We start from the raw sequence: 16,167 nt of genomic DNA, 5'->3' as shown, positions 1-16,167 counted from the left end.
TTTAGCAAAAACTGAACTCATCTTTTAACGGACTTTTATGCGCAACGGTCATCAGGTAAATCTCGCGACAAAAAAAAAACTGCACTCGGTCAAAAATGCAGTTAAGGGTAAAACCAAAAAGTCAGAACCGCGCTTTAAGCACCTAACTCTTCCTCATGTAAAAAGTGGGTATGATGTGGCGCACGTTTGGTCTTGCTCCACTCATCTAGCATTTCCAGTTTCATTTCTTCGGTAATGCGCGCAATTTTTTCATCGGCATGCGCATCGTTATAGGTCAGTTCTAAGCGGTGACCATTTGGATCGAAGAAATAAATAGAATGGAAAATGCCGTGATTGGTAATGCCAAGCACTTTCACGCCATGCGCTTCCAAATGTGCTTTGGCTGCCAGTAAAGCGTCTAAATCTTCCACTTCAAAAGCAATGTGCTGCACCCAAGCCGGGGTATTTTCATCACGCCCCATTTCAGGTTGCGTCGGCAGTTCAAAGAAGGCTAAAACATTGCCCTGACCTGCATCTAAAAATAAATGCATATAGGGATCAAAGGCTTTGGTCGATGGCACGTGGTCTTCGGCAAAGGCCAAAATAAAATCCATATTCAACATGGTTTTGTACCACTGCACCGTTTCTTTGGCATCCTTACAGCGGTAAGCCACATGATGTATTTTTTTAATTGCAAAACTCATAATCAAACTCCTTTTTCTGTTTTATTCCCAATCGGCTTGTTGTTCAGGTGCAGCCTGATGAAACGCTGCCAACTGCATACAGTGCGTATAAATCGACTGGATTTTTGGATATTCCGTTAAATCAATTTGAAAACGTTTGGCGTTATACACTTGTGGAATCAGACAACAATCGGCAAAAGTGGGCTGTTCACCAAAACAGTACTGCCCATTGGAGTGCTGTAATTGTTGCTCTAGGCTGTGAAAACCGAGCTTAATCCAGTGTTGGTACCATGCCGTTTTCTCGCTGTTGCTCACTTCAAGCGTCTGCTCCAAGTACTGCAACACTCGCAAGTTATTCAGTGGATGAATTTCACAAGCAATATGCTGGGCAAAAGCACGTACCTGAGCGCGTTGATGCAGGTCCTGAGGCAACAAGGCAGTCTTCGGATAAGCTTCTTCCAGATATTCAAGAATGCTCATCGATTGGATCAGGACATACTGCTGATCCAATAAAGTCGGCACCAACTCACTCGGATTAAGTGCCGCATACTCTGCCGCATGCTGTTCACCGCCCTGTTTCAGCAAATGCACCGCTTGCGTGTCATAACTCAAACCTTTTAAATTCAAGGCAATACGAATACGAAACGCCGCCGAGCTGCGAAAATAGCTATACAGTTTCATGCTGCGCCTGCTCTGCTTCGGCAAAGTCAAAACTTAAAGCAGGTAAAATGGTATTTCGGACTTCACCAAAACCTACGCGGATGCCCTCTTTTTCTGCATGACCCTTCATGATGACGGTATCGCCATCCTGCAAGAAACCACGCTGTTCGCCATTGGCTAAAGTTAAAGGTGTAGTCGTATTCCAGGTGAGTTCCAGCAAACTGCCGTAGGAATCTTTGCTTGACCCCGAAATCGTACCCGAACCCATCAAATCACCGACATTGACATTGCAGCCTGCAATGGTGTGATGCGTCAGTTGTTGTGCCATCGACCAGTACATATATTTAAAATTGGTCTGGCAAATCACATCTGCACTGGCACTTTGCGCAGATTGAATTACTACCGAAAGCTGAATGTCATAACTACTTTCAGCTGTTTCTTGTAAATAGGCTAAAGGGCGTGGCTCTTGCACAGGACCCTGCACCTTGAACGGTTGCAAGGCTTGCATGGTCACGACCCACGGCGAAATGGCACTGGCAAAGGTTTTGGCATTAAACGGACCTAAAGGCACATATTCCCATTGCTGAATATCTCGTGCCGACCAGTCATTCAACAGCACCATGCCAAAGATATGTGCTTCAGCATCATCTATATGAATCGGCTGACCTAAGCGACTTGGTTGACCGACAATAAAAGCCGTTTCCAATTCAAAATCCAGCTTACGGGTGGCTGAAAAAACTGGACGCTCTTGTTCAGGCAATTTGATTTGACCTGATGGACGCACAATGTCAGTACCACTGACCACCACAGAACTGGCACGCCCGTTATAACCGACGGGTAACTCGCTCCAGTTCGGCAATAAGGCATTTTTAGGGTCACGGAACATGCAGCCGACATTGGTGGCATGTTCTTTAGAAGAATAAAAATCGGTATAACCTGAAATCTGTACAGGTAAATGCATGATGGCATCTTGCTGTTTATAGAGCACCTGTTGCTGCAAATCGGCATCATTCTGTAAGCGTGGATTATCCAGTGCCAAAAGGTGTTGTAACTCTCGACGTACTTTGTGCCAGTTGCTTGAACCCGATGCGATAAATTTATTCAGACTGGATTGATTAAAATAGTGCTCATGCTCACTCAGGCGTAAAACACCTGCCTGCTCCAAAGCTGCCAAGTCTAAAATCCACTCACCAATCGCCACACCAACACGTCGCTCGCCATCCTGAGTGCGACTAAAAATGCCATAAGGTAAATTATGAATAGTGAAATCTGAATCGACTGGAACAGGAATAAAACAGCTCAATTGCGAATTCATGATAGTGCCATCCTTGTTATTTTCTCGATATTCTGTGCTCCACTGTGCGGATGAAATTAAACTTCTTGAATAAAAATCATATAATTAACTCAAAATTTTTATCCACTTCACCGCCACAATCGGCTCAACTTCATTTCATCATACTGAGTTTATAAAATTACGCAATATATAATTTAATTACTTTATTCATAATTTTATTCATTGATTGTACTTCCAAGCTCTTAGCCCATACGACTCAAGTGCTGTTTAAAGCACCGCTGCTGGCTAGAAAACTCCGATGAACTCGCTACAATAAACGCCCATATTTGGTGCATTTTTGTTAAGAAATGGACGTTAAACAGTAAGCACTGCATACAGAATTACGCCTAGGTTTTTTATTTTTAAGGGAAATAAAAAATAATTCGGTGTTTCACTTGTATATTATTTTTTAATCAATTTATGATATACGTAATTTTTTAGGAAATAATTACACGACAAGGATGAGAAGAATCATATGTCACACAATGATCACGGTCAGCTCAAGCACGGTTTATCCAACCGTCATATCCAGCTGATTGCCCTAGGCGGCGCAATCGGTACGGGTCTATTCCTCGGTATTTCTCAATCCATCAAACTTGCAGGTCCATCGGTCATTCTTGGCTATGCCATTGCAGGTTTAATTGCGTTTTTCATGATGCGTCAACTGGGCGAAATGGTGGTGCAAGAACCTGTGAGTGGTTCGTTTAGTTATTTTGCCAATAAATATTGGGGACGCTTTGCTGGCTTCATGTCTGGCTGGAATTATTGGGTACTGAATGTTTTGGTCTGTATGGCCGAACTCAGCGCAGTTGGACTGTATGTGCAATACTGGTGGCCTGAAATTCCGACTTGGATGTCGGCACTCGGCTTCTTTATATTGATTAATTTCATTAACTTGCTCCATGTGAAACTGTTTGGCGAAATGGAGTTCTGGTTTTCGATTATCAAAATTCTCGCCATTGTTGCCATGATTGGCTTTGGCTCTTATTTGCTGGCAACAGGCAGCGCAGGCTCTCAAGCCGCAATCAGCAACCTTTGGGCACTTGGTGGTTTCTTCCCCAATGGTGTCAGTGGCTTGGTCATGGCCATGGCGGCAATTGTATTTGCCTTTGGTGGCATTGAACTGTTCGGCATTACCGCAGCAGAAGCACGTGATCCGCAACAAACCTTACCCAAAGCCGTCAATCAGATTATTTACCGCATTTTGATTTTCTATATCTTCACCTTAGTCGTACTGTTAGCCTTATTCCCATGGAATCAAATGGCACAAGGCGGCAGCCCATTTGTGATGGTGTTTGCTTCGTTAGATAGCCATGGTGTGGCAACTGCTTTAAACTTTGTGATTTTAACCGCAGCGGTGTCAGTCTATAACGGCACCAGCTATTGCAGCAGCCGCATGTTGCTTGGCTTAGCCGAACAAGGCAATGCACCACAATTCCTAAAGAAAATTAATGCTCGCGGTATTCCTGTGAATGCGGTCCTGATTTCAGCATTAGTGACTGCCCTGTGCGTATTGTTAAATTACATTTTCCCAGAAAAAGCCTTTGGCTTACTGATGATGTTGGTCGTAGCGGCGATTGTGATTAACTGGGTGGTGATTTCAATCACGCATTTAAAATTCCGTCAAAGCATGCAACAACAGCAACAAAGCACGTTGTTCCCAAGCTTGGCTTATCCATTTACCAATTATCTGTGTATTGCGTTTATGTTGGGGATTTTGGTAATTATGAGCATGACCCCTGACATGCGGATTGCGGTGTATATGATTCCTGCATGGGTCGGCTGCTTAAGTTTGGCGTATTGGATCAAGCAACGTAAACACAAAGCTGCCGATACCAACTTCATCCTGAAAACCGATAGTTCTTTTAAATAAGGCTATTGAATAAAACTCTGTCCTCCCCCATGTAAGACCAGAATCGCATAGTTTGAAACTGGTCTTGCAAAACCCATGCAAATCGGCTTAAGTTATCAGCATCGATAACTGGGCGATGCGAAGCGCGAACAGTTTGACCCTAGCTGCAACAATCAAGGATTTTTTAATGTTTCAACATATCCCTCCTTATGCAGGCGACCCAATTTTGTCGCTTATGGAACAGTTCAATACCGATCCACGTGAAGGTAAAGTAAATTTAAGTATTGGTCTTTACTACAACGAAGATAGTATTGTGCCTCAGCTTGAAACAATCATGGAAGCGCAAAAGCGTCTTGAGCCACAACAAAGCAAAACCAAATTGTATTTGCCAATGGAAGGTTTCAAACCTTACCGCGATGCGATTCAAGCCTTGTTGTTCGGTGAAAATAGCCCAGCAGTACAAAGTGGTCGTGCCGTAACCATCCAAACTTTAGGTGGTTCAGGTGCATTGAAAGTCGGTGCAGACTTCTTAAAAAATTATTTCCCAAATTCTGAAGTTTGGGTGAGCCAACCAACTTGGGACAACCACGTTGCGATTTTTAATGGCGCAGGCTTGAAAACGCATTTCTACCCATACTTCGATGCTGAAACTCGCGGTGTAGACTTTGATGGCATGTTGTCTTGCTTACAACAATTGCCTGAACAAAGCGTAGTGTTATTACACCCTTGCTGTCACAACCCAACAGGTGCAGATTTAACGCCTGCGCAGTGGGATCAAGTGATTGCCGTATTAAAAGCACGTCAACTTATTCCTTTCTTAGACATCGCCTACCAAGGCTTTGGTGAAGGCATGGAACAAGATGCGTATGCGATTCGTGCACTTGACCAAGCGGGCTTGAACTTTATTGTCAGCAACTCATTCTCTAAGATTTTCTCACTTTACGGTGAGCGTGTTGGCGGTTTGACTTTTGTATGTGACGATGCAGCTTCTGCACAATGCACATTTGGTCAGTTGAAAGCGACTGTACGTCGTATCTACTCTAGCCCACCGACAACAGGTGCATGGTTGGTTGACCAAGTTTTAAATGACTCTGCGTTAAATCAACAATGGCAAAATGAAGTGAAAGAAATGCGTGAACGTATTATTAAAATGCGTCGTATTTTGAAAGATGAACTCACCAAAGCACTTCCAGAGCGTGACTTCAACTACCTGATTGAACAAAAAGGTATGTTTAGCTATACAGGCTTAACAGGCGAGCAAGTCGACACTTTACGTGAAGACTATGCGATTTACTTGGTGCGTAGTGGTCGTATCTGTGTGGCTGGCTTAAACATGAACAACGTTTATGTCGTCGCCAAAGCTATGGCTGAAGTTTTAGCGAAAGCCCCTGCTCAAGCTTAATTTTTAGTTCTTAAAAACCAAGATTGTTTTGAACAGTCTTGGTTTTTCTATTTTCAGGCACAGCCAATAATAATATTCAGTTCCAAAATTGACATCTCTATTTGCAAAAATAAATTTCCCATCACATCAAAGGAATCAAACTGAATAAGTATTCTCATATTGGATATAAAAAGAAATCCTGTACTTATAAATAACAAACTGATACTCGTATAGTTCAGCTTATAAGACTTAGTTTAAAAGTATCTCAATACCTATAAAGAAATATGCTTAGTTAAATATTCCAAAATTTCTGCAGAATTAATTAAACGAGAACAATGCTTTGGACATTTTAAACATTTAATTTGCTCTACCTGAAAAATACGTTGCTCCGTAAGCAGGTGACAGAATGCCTCGACATACCATTGCTGATTTTCTTGATAAACACGAAGCACATCAATATCGCGAATCGTCATTTGTCCCTTTGAATTTTGATATAAAATTTCAATCGTTCTACATGGTTCACATAAGCATACAGGCTCAGCACTAAGGCTTTCTTTTTGCTCCTTTGAATCAAGTTGAGATGCCATTGAATGTGCATCATGACAATTTGCTCGATTTCTTCGCCCAATCAACATTAAACCGCTAAAGAAAACAACCGCCAATACCACGCCCGCAATTTCGACCTTCAAATCACACCCCTTATTTCTTTTAAATTCTTTATCTATTTTGAATAGTTCGAAAGAATGCGCGATTGTAGCAAACTGCTTTTCAACAATTGATTCAAATTTCGCATCAATTTTAATTAAATATAAAAAATAGATTTATATATAATGTAATTATTCGATTTACTTAAATTATTTTTGCTTTATATATAGTTCAGTCAATTGTCTTATTTGTTATTTAAATAGAGTTTAGATCAATAGATTAAAGCCTCAAGGATCAAAACAACACTCTTATTATCTCTGCCATTTAAATCTAATATTTTGCCAATCCATAACATTTAAAAACTAGAGGATATCGTGCCTATACTGAATATCAATTACGGCGACCCTCAAAATAACGTCGAATACTTGAGTCTGGAAATACACCAATTCAAGTATTCGGATTGAATAACGATTTACTCGAACACCATATTTTGAGCTTCACTGGCGCAGGCTTGTTTAGCCTGTACCCGATTTCGCTCTAATTGATCAGCAACGTCCACGGGTAATTCACAATTTGCATTGAATTCAGTTTTACCAAACAATTCTAAACAGTAAGTTTCGCCCTTAAATGGATTGAGCATAACTCTACGATCATTTAAACATTGCTCTAGATTGTTCTGATTCTGTTCAACAAGCTGCTGGCATGTATTCGCCCAATTGTTGTTATAGCTCTGCTCCGCATCATTAATGCAGTTTTGATAAACCTGCTTTCGCTGTTCTGCCTGCCATTGTTTTTTCTTGAGTGCCTTTTGCTCTTCTTGCTTTTGCTTGATTTTCTGTTGTTCCAAATCAAGTTTTTGCTGCTCCAGCTTTGGCACAAAAATGACATAATAATAAAACACACCCGCACTCGCGAATAATGCTGCTACAACCAACCCGATCACCAAAATCATTTTGACAGGCTGCTTACGCGTTGATTGTGTTTTCTGTTTACCAAACATCGACTTACTCTAATCTTGCTTACTGCAATGGAATGCCAACCTTGTTAACCTTCCAACTGAAACCATCTCGCACCATGTTGATCTTGATTACTCTTGAGTACTCAGGTGCTTGAATCTGTACTTCAAAATTCTGCCAAGAAGTATACCCTGCTTTATATTGAGGCTTATGTTGTTGTTTGACTTCAGCAGTTTCTTGCGTCACTTTAGCTTGATAAACTTCTTTCAGACCCCGCCCTTGTAACACCATCGTCATTCCCTCTGGTGTCACCACGCTATCGACCATTTTATCTAACAGCGTTGAAGCCAGTTTTTGTCCCAAATTCGCCAAACGGCTTTTTTCATCTATGCCTAATTCTTGAAGCATGTGCGAATTGATCTGATCTTTTAGATTTTGTCGCACACTTGAATAATCAATATATTCAGAGAGTTTGGCACTATCGCCTGCTTGTGCCGCATTTTTCATCTTATTTAACACCAGATAAGGCGTGGCATAAACATAACCCAAAACAATCAACAACAAGCCGATAATTGACCAAGTGATTTTCTTATTCATTGTTTTTTTCCAAATAATGCAATCTTCAGGCATAACATAGCGTGTTATTGAAGGAATCAAAAGCTGAAGACGATTATCTAAAAAAGTTTAAGGCGGAACATACAAAACTTTAGACAATAAAAAACCCCCAAGTCTTAATATGCTTGAGGGCTCTTTAATATTTGGTCCCGAGGGTCGGACTCGAACCGACACGTCATCTCTTTGACACATAAGCACTTTTTGTAGTGTAGCATAGGCTCAGGTACTCATCTAGGTACTTATTCGCAAAAATGAGTACCTAAAGCTCCCCCAAAAACTACACAGTTAAGCTGCTTCTGCGAAGCCCTCAGCCAGCAATTCTGCCTGTTCGAGCACAGTCTCAGTAGCCAGTAATGCCATATCAGGCGGATAACCATACTTTTTCAAAAGTCGCTTCACAATGACTCTTAGCTTCGCTCGCGCAGCTTCTTTAATTGTCCAATCCAAAGTGACATTCTTTCGAATAGACTCAGTGAGCACTACAGCAAGTTCTCTTAGGATCTCTTTCTGCATTAGTTCTCTTGCACTGTCATTTTCAGCGACAGCAGAATAGAAGGCATATTCATATTCAGTAAGTTTCAGCTCTTGTGCCAACTTATCTGACTCTTGGATGGCTTTAGCTAACTTGATTAGCTCATCAATGACTTGTGCTGCTGTAAGAACTTTATTCTGATAACCCTTAATGGCAGTACTCAACATATCCATCAGTTTCTTGCCCTGAGTAACACTGCGATGACCACGCATCTTAATTTCATCACTCAGTAACTTCTTCAACGTTTCTAAGGCAATGTTTTTATGCTCATAGCCTTTCATTTCTTGCATGAACTCATCAGAAAGAATCGAAATGTCTGGTTTTTGAATTCCTGCAGCATCAAAGATGGCTACAACTTGCTCGGTTACCAATGCTTCATCTATGGTTTGTTTTACCTTGGCTTCAAGCTCTGAATTACTTAAACCAGTTATTTTGCCTGTACCATAATCAAACTTAGCTAAACGCGCTTTCACTGCTTGGAAGAATGCCACGATATGTGCAGCCTCCATTGCTGATGGGTGTGGCGTTGCCAATGCAAATGCCTGCGACATAGCAGCTACAGCATTTAAAAAACGTGTTCTTCCCTGCCCTTGATCAACACCTAGAATGTGATCTTCAGCTTCCAAAATTATGCTGAGCTTCCTAGAGGTCGTTGCAGTGAAGTATTCTCGATAGTCATAGCCGTGCATGATGCAATCAAGTACTTCTAGCTTTTCTTGTAAGATAGTCGCTGCTTCATCTTGGATGAGAGCAGGATCACCTTTACCACCCGCTTCTGAATAGAAAGATAGGGCTTCTTTAAGGTCAGAAGCAATTCCCAAGTAGTCAACGACTAAACCACCTATCTTGTCTTTATACACTCGGTTTACTCGTGCAATGGCTTGCATGAGGTTATGACCTTTCATTGGCTTGTCGATGTAAAGTGTATGCATACTTGGTGCATCAAAACCAGTTAGCCACATATCACGAACAATGACGAGCTTCAGCTTGTCATTATCATCTTTCATTCGATTTGCTAGAGTTTGTCGTTGCTGCTTAGTCGTGTGATGCTTTGCTATATCCTCACCATCAGAGGCAGCAGAAGTCATTACAACTTTAATTACGCCATCGTTTAAATCATCGCTATGCCATTCAGGCTTAATTTTTACTATCTCATTATAGAGATCTACAGCTATACGGCGTGACATGCTCACGATCATGCCTTTCCCTTGGTTTGCATTGGCTACTAGACGCTGCTCAAAGTGTTCTACAATGTCTTTTGCAATTGCTCTAATACGTTCTTTACTACCAATGAGTCCTTCTACTCGCGCCCATTTTGCACGTTCTTTTTGAGTCTGGTTTAAATCATCTTCGCTAAATTGCTCATCAAACTGCTCAATGAGTTCTTTACCTTCATCACTGATCGCAATTTTAGCCAAACGGCTTTCATAGAAAATTCGGACAGTTGCACCATCTTCTACTGCCTGAGAAATGTCATAGATGTCTACATAGTTTCCAAAGACTGCTGGCGTATTTACATCTGTCTTTTCAATTGGTGTTCCTGTGAAACCAAGGTAAGTCGCATTCGGTAAAGCATCTCGCATGTACTTTGCAAAACCATACACAGTACGCTTGCCAACCACTTTGCCATTAGCATCTTTTACATCAACTTCTTTGGCATTAAAGCCATACTGAGAGCGATGTGCCTCATCTGCAATTACTACGATGTTAGAGCGAGACTTCGCATCGCCTATTCTGATTATTTGCTTCGAGGTATATCTCTTTTGCAATCTTCTTTAAGTCATCGTAGTCCATACCACCCCCTTATAAAATGAGGGGCGCATTTTAGGTGATTATTCACGTATAAGCCTACTCTTACCCAGACTTAATCCATTCGTTTGTTCAAACTTAGAACCATACAATGACTACTATGAAGATTATTATCCTATCGGATCAATCTACCGAAAGAGTTGAAGGCGGGATATGGATTTGGCGGGGGTAAAGTAGATGTGAGCCTTATAGAGCCCTATTTTGTAATACTTAACTTCACTCCGCTCGTTAAGTATTACAAAATAGGGCAAAGCATTGTATGAAATAGAGAATAAATCATGTCAACAGACAAGTCCATAGAATTTAAGATTAAATGCTTATAAATCAATCACTTGTTTTAATTTATATACATTTACCCTCTTTTAAAAGTCTTTCCAAGCTCACCAAGAAAATTCAGTAGTATCCTCAATTCCATATATTCCCTAGATAGGATATTTGATGCCTATTCAGCCTTCAAAGTAATTTAGCCCCTGAACTTCAAGCAGAGTTTCATTTAAGCATACCGATTGAATACAAGGACTGGACAGCGTTATACCCCTCATCATCTAGATAGGATAATTTCCCCTAGTTACTCAAACTATTACTAAAATGACGACTAAACACTTTTCAAGGATCAAGAATACAAGTTACTAATTAGATAGGATATGCATAAGCTATCGGCTAGATACAGTCGATTGAATCACTATGAGCAGCTTTAGTATATCGGCAAGGTACTTGAATCAAACACCCCAGTAATAAGCCCTACATAGCTTTCAGGGATGCCAATTTGATTTAGGATTTCGGTGGTATATCGGAATTACGAAATGGGCACTTAGACTATCGGTTTTCTTTTTTTACGTCCTAGCCTTTTAGTACTATTAGTTCTTCTAGCTAGTGTGCGCGTTGCGCACTGGAACGAAGCCTTAAAAGCACTCTTTAGCACTATTAGGGGAATAAAAGGGATTTTAGACCTGTCAAGAGCACTGTCAAGCAAAATAGTTTTCAAGTGTATGATAAGAATACAATTTCTTTAAATTTGTCTAACTTTTCTACTTTTGGCTAGAGCTACATAAATGTAGCCCTAGCTAATTGAAAGCCCTGTTATGCAAACAGATTAGTTGTCATTTTCTTTGGCGTGGGTACATCTTCAACATCGTCATCAAAGATGCTTCTTGTGCGCTTCTTTTCATTGGTTTGAGTGCTAGGTTCACTGCCCTCACTAACAAGTACTCCCTGAGCTTTAGGCTCATGTGGGGCCTGTGAAAGGTGATTAGAGACCACCTCTGTAACCTTGGCTTCACTTGGGGCAGGAATAGCTCCAGACTTGCTAGAGTTGGCTTCTATTATCTCCGCCTGAAGGCCTGATAATGTTTCAGGCTTACTCATAATCACAAGAGCTAATTCCTCTGGAATGTCTTGTGCAACAACATCCTTATCACCAGCCTCAAAACCTTGGCTTTCAGCATAAGCTAAAAGTGCATTAATGATGTCTTCTTGGGTAAAGGTAAGGACTGCTTTGGTTTGAATGTTCATGCTTAAACTTCCTGTAGATTGAACTCAGTACAATGGGAACTATCTTTTGATGTTCTCCATTCAAGTGCGCGAAGCGCACACTCTAAAAGCTCTTATCTATCTAGAAAGTTAACTCTCCAACATAAGAATCCTTTTCCTGGCATGACCTCCCGGGGGGGGGGTGTTTTGCTCTATGGTTTTAAACGGCGTAAACACTACCCTCGTACTAACTTAAGTAATTTCCCATAACCCGAATGGCTTTACCTGATCAGATGCATGTTCATACAAACGGAGTGGCGTATGAACTTCATCTGATCGGGTAAATTAAATTATGACCTTCTTAAACGGCGAACAGTTACAACACCTCACCTAGCCGCTTTAGTTATCTCATCCTTGGTCATGTTACCTACAACCAGCAATGATCTAATTCTTATATGCTTGGTTTAGTTTACTTCTCTTCTTATTGGTTTATATACAGAACATTCTTAGCCTTGTCTAATACGCTCTACAAACATCGATGACAGGTAGATATTCAAAGTAGGAAAACTGGAGAAATGGCTGTTTTTAGATGTGAATAATAAGGAACTAACTTTATAAGGTTAGTCGAGTTTATATGTCCCTAAAACGCATTTACCAAATGTTATCCGTCCTTGATAAGATCGTATCGTTTACACTTCATATCATTCACCTGCTGGAAGTATTTGAAGTCCTGTCACAGACATCTGACGATCTATCTTTGATTATCACAGGCCTACGCTTCTTATTACTATTAACAAGGTTGATTCAAATCTACCTCTTATCAAGCCACTTCCCATGCCTATGTCGTCATCCCTTGGCAGGGATTCCTAAGGGCATGGTAAGTGCTGGGCTTCGCATAGGTGTCACACAGACACTGAAACAGGCGTAAAGGTGTCTGAGAGAAACCTATCAACGAGAAAAGGTGTCCCATAGACACCTTTTCTTTAAAGCATAAAAGAAAAGCCCCCTTTTACAAGGAGGCTTTATACGATGCGATTATTCACACTAATCATCGTGTTCTTGTTCTTAGTACTAATCAGTAGATCAGTTTATTAAGAAGTGGTTAGAGTGGTTGCAGCCACTCATTTAATATAATGTAAGCATCTAATACTCTCAAGTTCTACAAATATCCTATCTAGCCATACAACCCAAAAAGACTACAAATCAAACAAATAGTTCACAAAGTTCATTTTTCCCATAAACTTCCTACTTCCACCCTTCATACTAAAATTAATCACAACGATGGGTTATAAAAAGTATGTATCTAATTGCAGAAACTATTCTTTCAGAGCTATTAAGCCTAGGTTTTTTTGAAGATGGCAGCACTAAAAAAGTATACCGCTTAAGTCATCCTGCTTTGTCTCATTTGGTTCATATTAAAAAACCAGATGAGAGTAAGAAGCTAGTCTTAGCTATCCCCTTGCAGTACGAATCGAAGCTAGAAGCAGCAAAAACTATTCCAGTACACGGCGGAGTAGTGGGTCGTAGCTCAAACTACAAAGGTTACACTCCTGCTGGAGCATCTTCCAATCCAGCTCTCACCTTTGACTTTGAGACAAAAGCTCAACTACACCAATTCATTAATTTAATGTTTGGCTTACAAACTAAAGCCTCAAGTACAGCCCCTAACTTAAATACTCAAGAACTAATTACTGAGTCCAAAGCATTAACGAAAGTACGAGTTGGTCAGGATAAATTTAGGGAAGCTCTACAAAACTATTGGGGTGGTTGCTCTGTTACTGGCTATAACCACATGGAACATCTTAAAGCTTCGCACATTATCCCATGGGCAATTGATGAATCAGCTCGTTTAGATCCATTCAATGGGTTACTACTAACACCAAATTTGGACACCTTATTTGACAAGGGTGACATTAGTTTTGATGATGATGGTTTAATTATTATCAACCCAAAACTTAGTAATGCTGACTGTAAATTACTTGGCTTACATTCATCTATGAAGCTACGCCAAGTTGATGAGCAGCATAGAAAATTCTTACATTGGCATCGTACAGCCTATCAGCTATAGCCGTAAAGCAGTTCCTTAGGTCTAGCAAAAGACCTAAGGTATACAGTCACTTAATAGCACTTATCTTTTATAGAATAAAAATTTGCCATATTTATAGTTCGTTTCACTATCTTTTCTTCAATTAACAACCAGTCTAATATTAGTTTTACCCTATGTTTATTCATAGTCTTACCAAAGTGATCTTGCAAAACTTTAGTACTACGGCCCTCTTTTCCACCCAAAGCTATAAATTCAAGGACAGCATCCAATTCTCGTTCATTTAAATCCATTACTTTTGGATATTTCGGCTTCCTTAGAGACAATGAATCTCTTTGCGTCTCAAGTTCATTAATTACAAGATCCAGTAATGCGAATAAAGCTGTTTTTTGAATCATAAACTTTCTCATGAAAAAATTTGGACTCGAAATTAACCAACTTAAACACCCATGTCAAGTTATTGAAAAACAAGCATAAAGTAAGTAATTACTCACTTACTTACTTCCCTTGAAAATCAAATTTGGTAGTCCAAATTTACCTATTGTAAAATAGCTCTACATTAAATCATCAACATGGACGTTGAACCCTATGAACACTTCAAGCGAAGATGTGATAATACAAAACACTGTAGCAGCAGCAATTGAAATCATTGCACAGAATACTCCTCTTAGAGAAAAGTCCGCAAAATCGACTTTTATCGTTTCCCCCAAACATCACAGACATTTAGACACGGTTTGCAAAGTTACTGGAAAAACTAAGCAAGACTATTACAGCTTAGCTCTCGACAAGTTTTTAGAACAGAAAGGCTACTTAGAGGATATTCCACTAGAACAAGTTAAAGCCCTTGCAGCTCTATAAAAACAAAGGCTCTCCATTTGGAGAGCCTTCTTATTTATGCGATCACACGTTTAAACTCTATAACATTCTCACCATTTGCATAGGTATAAGGAGACACAAATTCTTTGGCTTCTATATCTATCAAATACTGACTCCACCACTCCATCATGCGTTTACGTTCATATAAATACTCTGCAACATGCGTGTAAGCACTCACCACATTATTACGCTCTTGATGACTCATCTGCTTCTCGATGGCATCACGCTGAAACAAACCACACTCACCTAGTGCAGAACGTGCCATGGCTCTAAACCCATGAAAGCAGAGTTCTTTCTGCGTGTCATAGCCCATACGCCGTAGTGCATAATTAAAAGTATTCTCACTAAGAAACGGTGCATGCTCATAAGCACTTGGAAATACAAGCTCAGAACTACAACCTAATTCTTTTACCTTAAGTAGTATTTCTACTACTGGTTCAGACAAAGGAATGATATGGGGCTCTCTCATCTTGGCACCACGATCTGAATGTTTTACCCCATTTACAAGGTCTCGCTTAGCAGGTAGAACCCATTGCCTCTTCACCAAGTCTATTTCACCCCATCGTGCAAATCTCAACTCAGACGAGCGTATAAAGATATGTAAGCTTAGCTCCAAGCACAGTTTAGTCAGCACATAGCCTGTATCAGCTCTAATCCTTTGAATTAACTCAGGCAGTCGTTGAAGTGGCAATGCTGGTCTATGATTTGTAGGGGCTGATAGATCGAGGCTCTCCATTTCTCTTGCATGGTTTACTTCTATGTAACCATACTGAACTGCATAACTAAAAATGAGTACAAGGTCAGCTCTAATCCTTTGAGCATTATCAGCACTCTTCTCATAGATATGGTTTAAAACCAAACGCAGGTCTTTAGGTCTAATCTCATCTATGCTACGAGAACCAAGCATTGGGAACAGATGGTTTTCAAGTTTACGAATGCGCTTATGCTTGGTGTGTTCTTCTAATGGTTTCCGCTTAGCGTACTGTTCAAGCCATGCTCTTGATATTACTTCCAATGAGTTAACTGCTCTTGAGGCATGCTCTCCTCGACCAAGAACCTCATCGAGTTCTTTACCTTCAGCTATAGCTCTCTTGTACTCTACTCGCCTCTCTCGAGCGAATGCTAAAGTGATTTCAGGAAAAGTGCCTAGCTTTAATTTGTGAACTTTACCAAAGTTGTCTTTTATTCGAAGGATCCAAGTTTTTGTACCTGAAGAGCGTATAACCAAGTAGAGACCATCACCATCAAATAGGTTGTATTCTTTTTCTATTGGTTTCGCTTTTTCAACTTGTGAAGCTGTTAGGGGTTTAATTGTTCTAGCCATGAGATTCC

At 40.4% G+C, this 16,167-nt stretch carries 14 protein-coding genes; 4 read left to right on the top strand and 10 right to left on the bottom strand.

The features are described from left to right. Nucleotides 1–134: 134 nt before the first annotated feature. From MKI85_RS10370 to fahA, 3 genes are read right to left on the bottom strand one after another with little or no spacing between them, the layout of a single operon-like run. Nucleotides 135–683: a VOC family protein gene (locus MKI85_RS10370; protein WP_241627532.1), complete on the bottom strand. Its 549-nt coding sequence runs from the start codon at nt 681–683 to the stop codon at nt 135–137. A gap of 21 nt (nt 684–704) precedes the next feature. Beyond that, nucleotides 705–1,343: a maleylacetoacetate isomerase gene (gene maiA / locus MKI85_RS10365; protein WP_241627530.1), complete on the bottom strand. Its 639-nt coding sequence runs from the start codon at nt 1,341–1,343 to the stop codon at nt 705–707. Then, on the bottom strand, nt 1,330–2,637 hold the full coding sequence (gene fahA / locus MKI85_RS10360) for a fumarylacetoacetase (protein ID WP_241627528.1): 1,308 nt from the start codon (nt 2,635–2,637) through the stop codon (nt 1,330–1,332). The genes maiA and fahA overlap by 14 nt, the downstream gene beginning before the upstream one ends. A 493-nt stretch (nt 2,638–3,130) precedes the next feature. Between fahA and MKI85_RS10355 the strand changes: the two genes are divergently transcribed. Together MKI85_RS10355 and MKI85_RS10350 are read left to right on the top strand one after the other, a co-directional pair. Further along, nucleotides 3,131–4,528 (top strand): amino acid permease, encoded by a 1,398-nt coding sequence (locus MKI85_RS10355; RefSeq protein WP_241627516.1) that lies wholly within the window; start codon nt 3,131–3,133, stop codon nt 4,526–4,528. 166 nt (nt 4,529–4,694) lie between these two features. Continuing rightward, the gene (locus tag MKI85_RS10350) at nt 4,695–5,909 is read left to right on the top strand and encodes an amino acid aminotransferase (protein WP_241627514.1); all 1,215 of its coding nucleotides are present in this window, start codon (nt 4,695–4,697) and stop codon (nt 5,907–5,909) included. Between the two features lie 251 nt (nt 5,910–6,160). Here MKI85_RS10350 and MKI85_RS10345 read toward each other — a convergent pair whose 3' ends face one another. The 5 genes from MKI85_RS10345 to MKI85_RS10325 all read right to left on the bottom strand — a co-directional run bounded on the left by MKI85_RS10345 (nt 6,161) and on the right by MKI85_RS10325 (nt 11,957). Further along, complete coding sequence (locus MKI85_RS10345) at nt 6,161–6,475, bottom strand: WYL domain-containing protein (RefSeq protein WP_241627513.1); 315 nt, start codon at nt 6,473–6,475, stop codon at nt 6,161–6,163. A 530-nt stretch (nt 6,476–7,005) separates the two neighbouring features. Then, the gene (locus tag MKI85_RS10340; protein ID WP_241627511.1) at nt 7,006–7,533 is read right to left on the bottom strand and encodes a hypothetical protein; all 528 of its coding nucleotides are present in this window, start codon (nt 7,531–7,533) and stop codon (nt 7,006–7,008) included. Between the two features lie 19 nt (nt 7,534–7,552). Next, complete coding sequence (locus tag MKI85_RS10335) at nt 7,553–8,086, bottom strand: DUF2939 domain-containing protein (RefSeq protein WP_241627509.1); 534 nt, start codon at nt 8,084–8,086, stop codon at nt 7,553–7,555. Between the two features lie 303 nt (nt 8,087–8,389). Continuing rightward, the gene (locus MKI85_RS10330; protein WP_241627507.1) at nt 8,390–10,405 is read right to left on the bottom strand and encodes a type I restriction endonuclease subunit R; all 2,016 of its coding nucleotides are present in this window, start codon (nt 10,403–10,405) and stop codon (nt 8,390–8,392) included. A gap of 1,120 nt (nt 10,406–11,525) precedes the next feature. After that, nucleotides 11,526–11,957 (bottom strand): hypothetical protein, encoded by a 432-nt coding sequence (locus MKI85_RS10325; protein WP_241627505.1) that lies wholly within the window; start codon nt 11,955–11,957, stop codon nt 11,526–11,528. A gap of 1,255 nt (nt 11,958–13,212) precedes the next feature. Here MKI85_RS10325 and MKI85_RS10320 point away from each other — a divergent pair. After that, on the top strand, nt 13,213–13,983 hold the full coding sequence (locus MKI85_RS10320; protein ID WP_241627503.1) for an HNH endonuclease: 771 nt from the start codon (nt 13,213–13,215) through the stop codon (nt 13,981–13,983). Between the two features lie 50 nt (nt 13,984–14,033). Here MKI85_RS10320 and MKI85_RS10315 read toward each other — a convergent pair whose 3' ends face one another. Continuing rightward, a complete protein-coding gene (locus MKI85_RS10315) occupies nt 14,034–14,357 on the bottom strand; it encodes a hypothetical protein (protein ID WP_241627501.1) in 324 nt (107 codons plus the stop codon). Nucleotides 14,358–14,547: 190 nt separating this feature from the next. Between MKI85_RS10315 and MKI85_RS10310 the strand changes: the two genes are divergently transcribed. Further along, complete coding sequence (locus tag MKI85_RS10310; RefSeq protein WP_016653541.1) at nt 14,548–14,817, top strand: hypothetical protein; 270 nt, start codon at nt 14,548–14,550, stop codon at nt 14,815–14,817. Nucleotides 14,818–14,851: 34 nt separating this feature from the next. Here the strand turns inward: MKI85_RS10310 and MKI85_RS10305 are convergent, their stop codons facing one another. Continuing rightward, a complete protein-coding gene (locus MKI85_RS10305) occupies nt 14,852–16,159 on the bottom strand; it encodes a tyrosine-type recombinase/integrase (protein WP_241627500.1) in 1,308 nt (435 codons plus the stop codon). Nucleotides 16,160–16,167 lie beyond the last annotated feature (8 nt).

The sequence above is a fragment of the Acinetobacter zhairuonensis genome, assembly GCF_022601715.1.
In the GTDB taxonomy this organism is placed as follows: Bacteria; Pseudomonadota; Gammaproteobacteria; order Pseudomonadales; family Moraxellaceae; genus Acinetobacter.
Note: the sequence above shows the minus strand (reverse complement) of the source record. Positions and strands in the feature narration are given on the sequence as shown.

Bases quoted from the DNA above. Each gene is read 5' to 3' on its own strand.
- MKI85_RS10345 (WP_241627513.1), bottom strand. From the start codon at position 6,475: ATGGCATCTCAACTTGATTCAAAGGAGCAAAAAGAAAGCCTTAGTGCT.
- fahA (WP_241627528.1), bottom strand. From the start codon at position 2,637: ATGAATTCGCAATTGAGCTGTTTTATTCCTGTTCCAGTCGATTCAGAT.
- MKI85_RS10355 (WP_241627516.1), top strand. From the start codon at position 3,131: ATGTCACACAATGATCACGGTCAGCTCAAGCACGGTTTATCCAACCGT.
- MKI85_RS10370 (WP_241627532.1), bottom strand. From the start codon at position 683: ATGAGTTTTGCAATTAAAAAAATACATCATGTGGCTTACCGCTGTAAG.
- MKI85_RS10305 (WP_241627500.1), bottom strand. From the start codon at position 16,159: ATGGCTAGAACAATTAAACCCCTAACAGCTTCACAAGTTGAAAAAGCG.
- MKI85_RS10315 (WP_241627501.1), bottom strand. From the start codon at position 14,357: ATGATTCAAAAAACAGCTTTATTCGCATTACTGGATCTTGTAATTAAT.
- maiA (WP_241627530.1), bottom strand. From the start codon at position 1,343: ATGAAACTGTATAGCTATTTTCGCAGCTCGGCGGCGTTTCGTATTCGT.
- MKI85_RS10335 (WP_241627509.1), bottom strand. From the start codon at position 8,086: ATGAATAAGAAAATCACTTGGTCAATTATCGGCTTGTTGTTGATTGTT.
- MKI85_RS10350 (WP_241627514.1), top strand. From the start codon at position 4,695: ATGTTTCAACATATCCCTCCTTATGCAGGCGACCCAATTTTGTCGCTT.
- MKI85_RS10320 (WP_241627503.1), top strand. From the start codon at position 13,213: ATGTATCTAATTGCAGAAACTATTCTTTCAGAGCTATTAAGCCTAGGT.
- MKI85_RS10310 (WP_016653541.1), top strand. From the start codon at position 14,548: ATGAACACTTCAAGCGAAGATGTGATAATACAAAACACTGTAGCAGCA.
- MKI85_RS10325 (WP_241627505.1), bottom strand. From the start codon at position 11,957: ATGAACATTCAAACCAAAGCAGTCCTTACCTTTACCCAAGAAGACATC.
- MKI85_RS10340 (WP_241627511.1), bottom strand. From the start codon at position 7,533: ATGTTTGGTAAACAGAAAACACAATCAACGCGTAAGCAGCCTGTCAAA.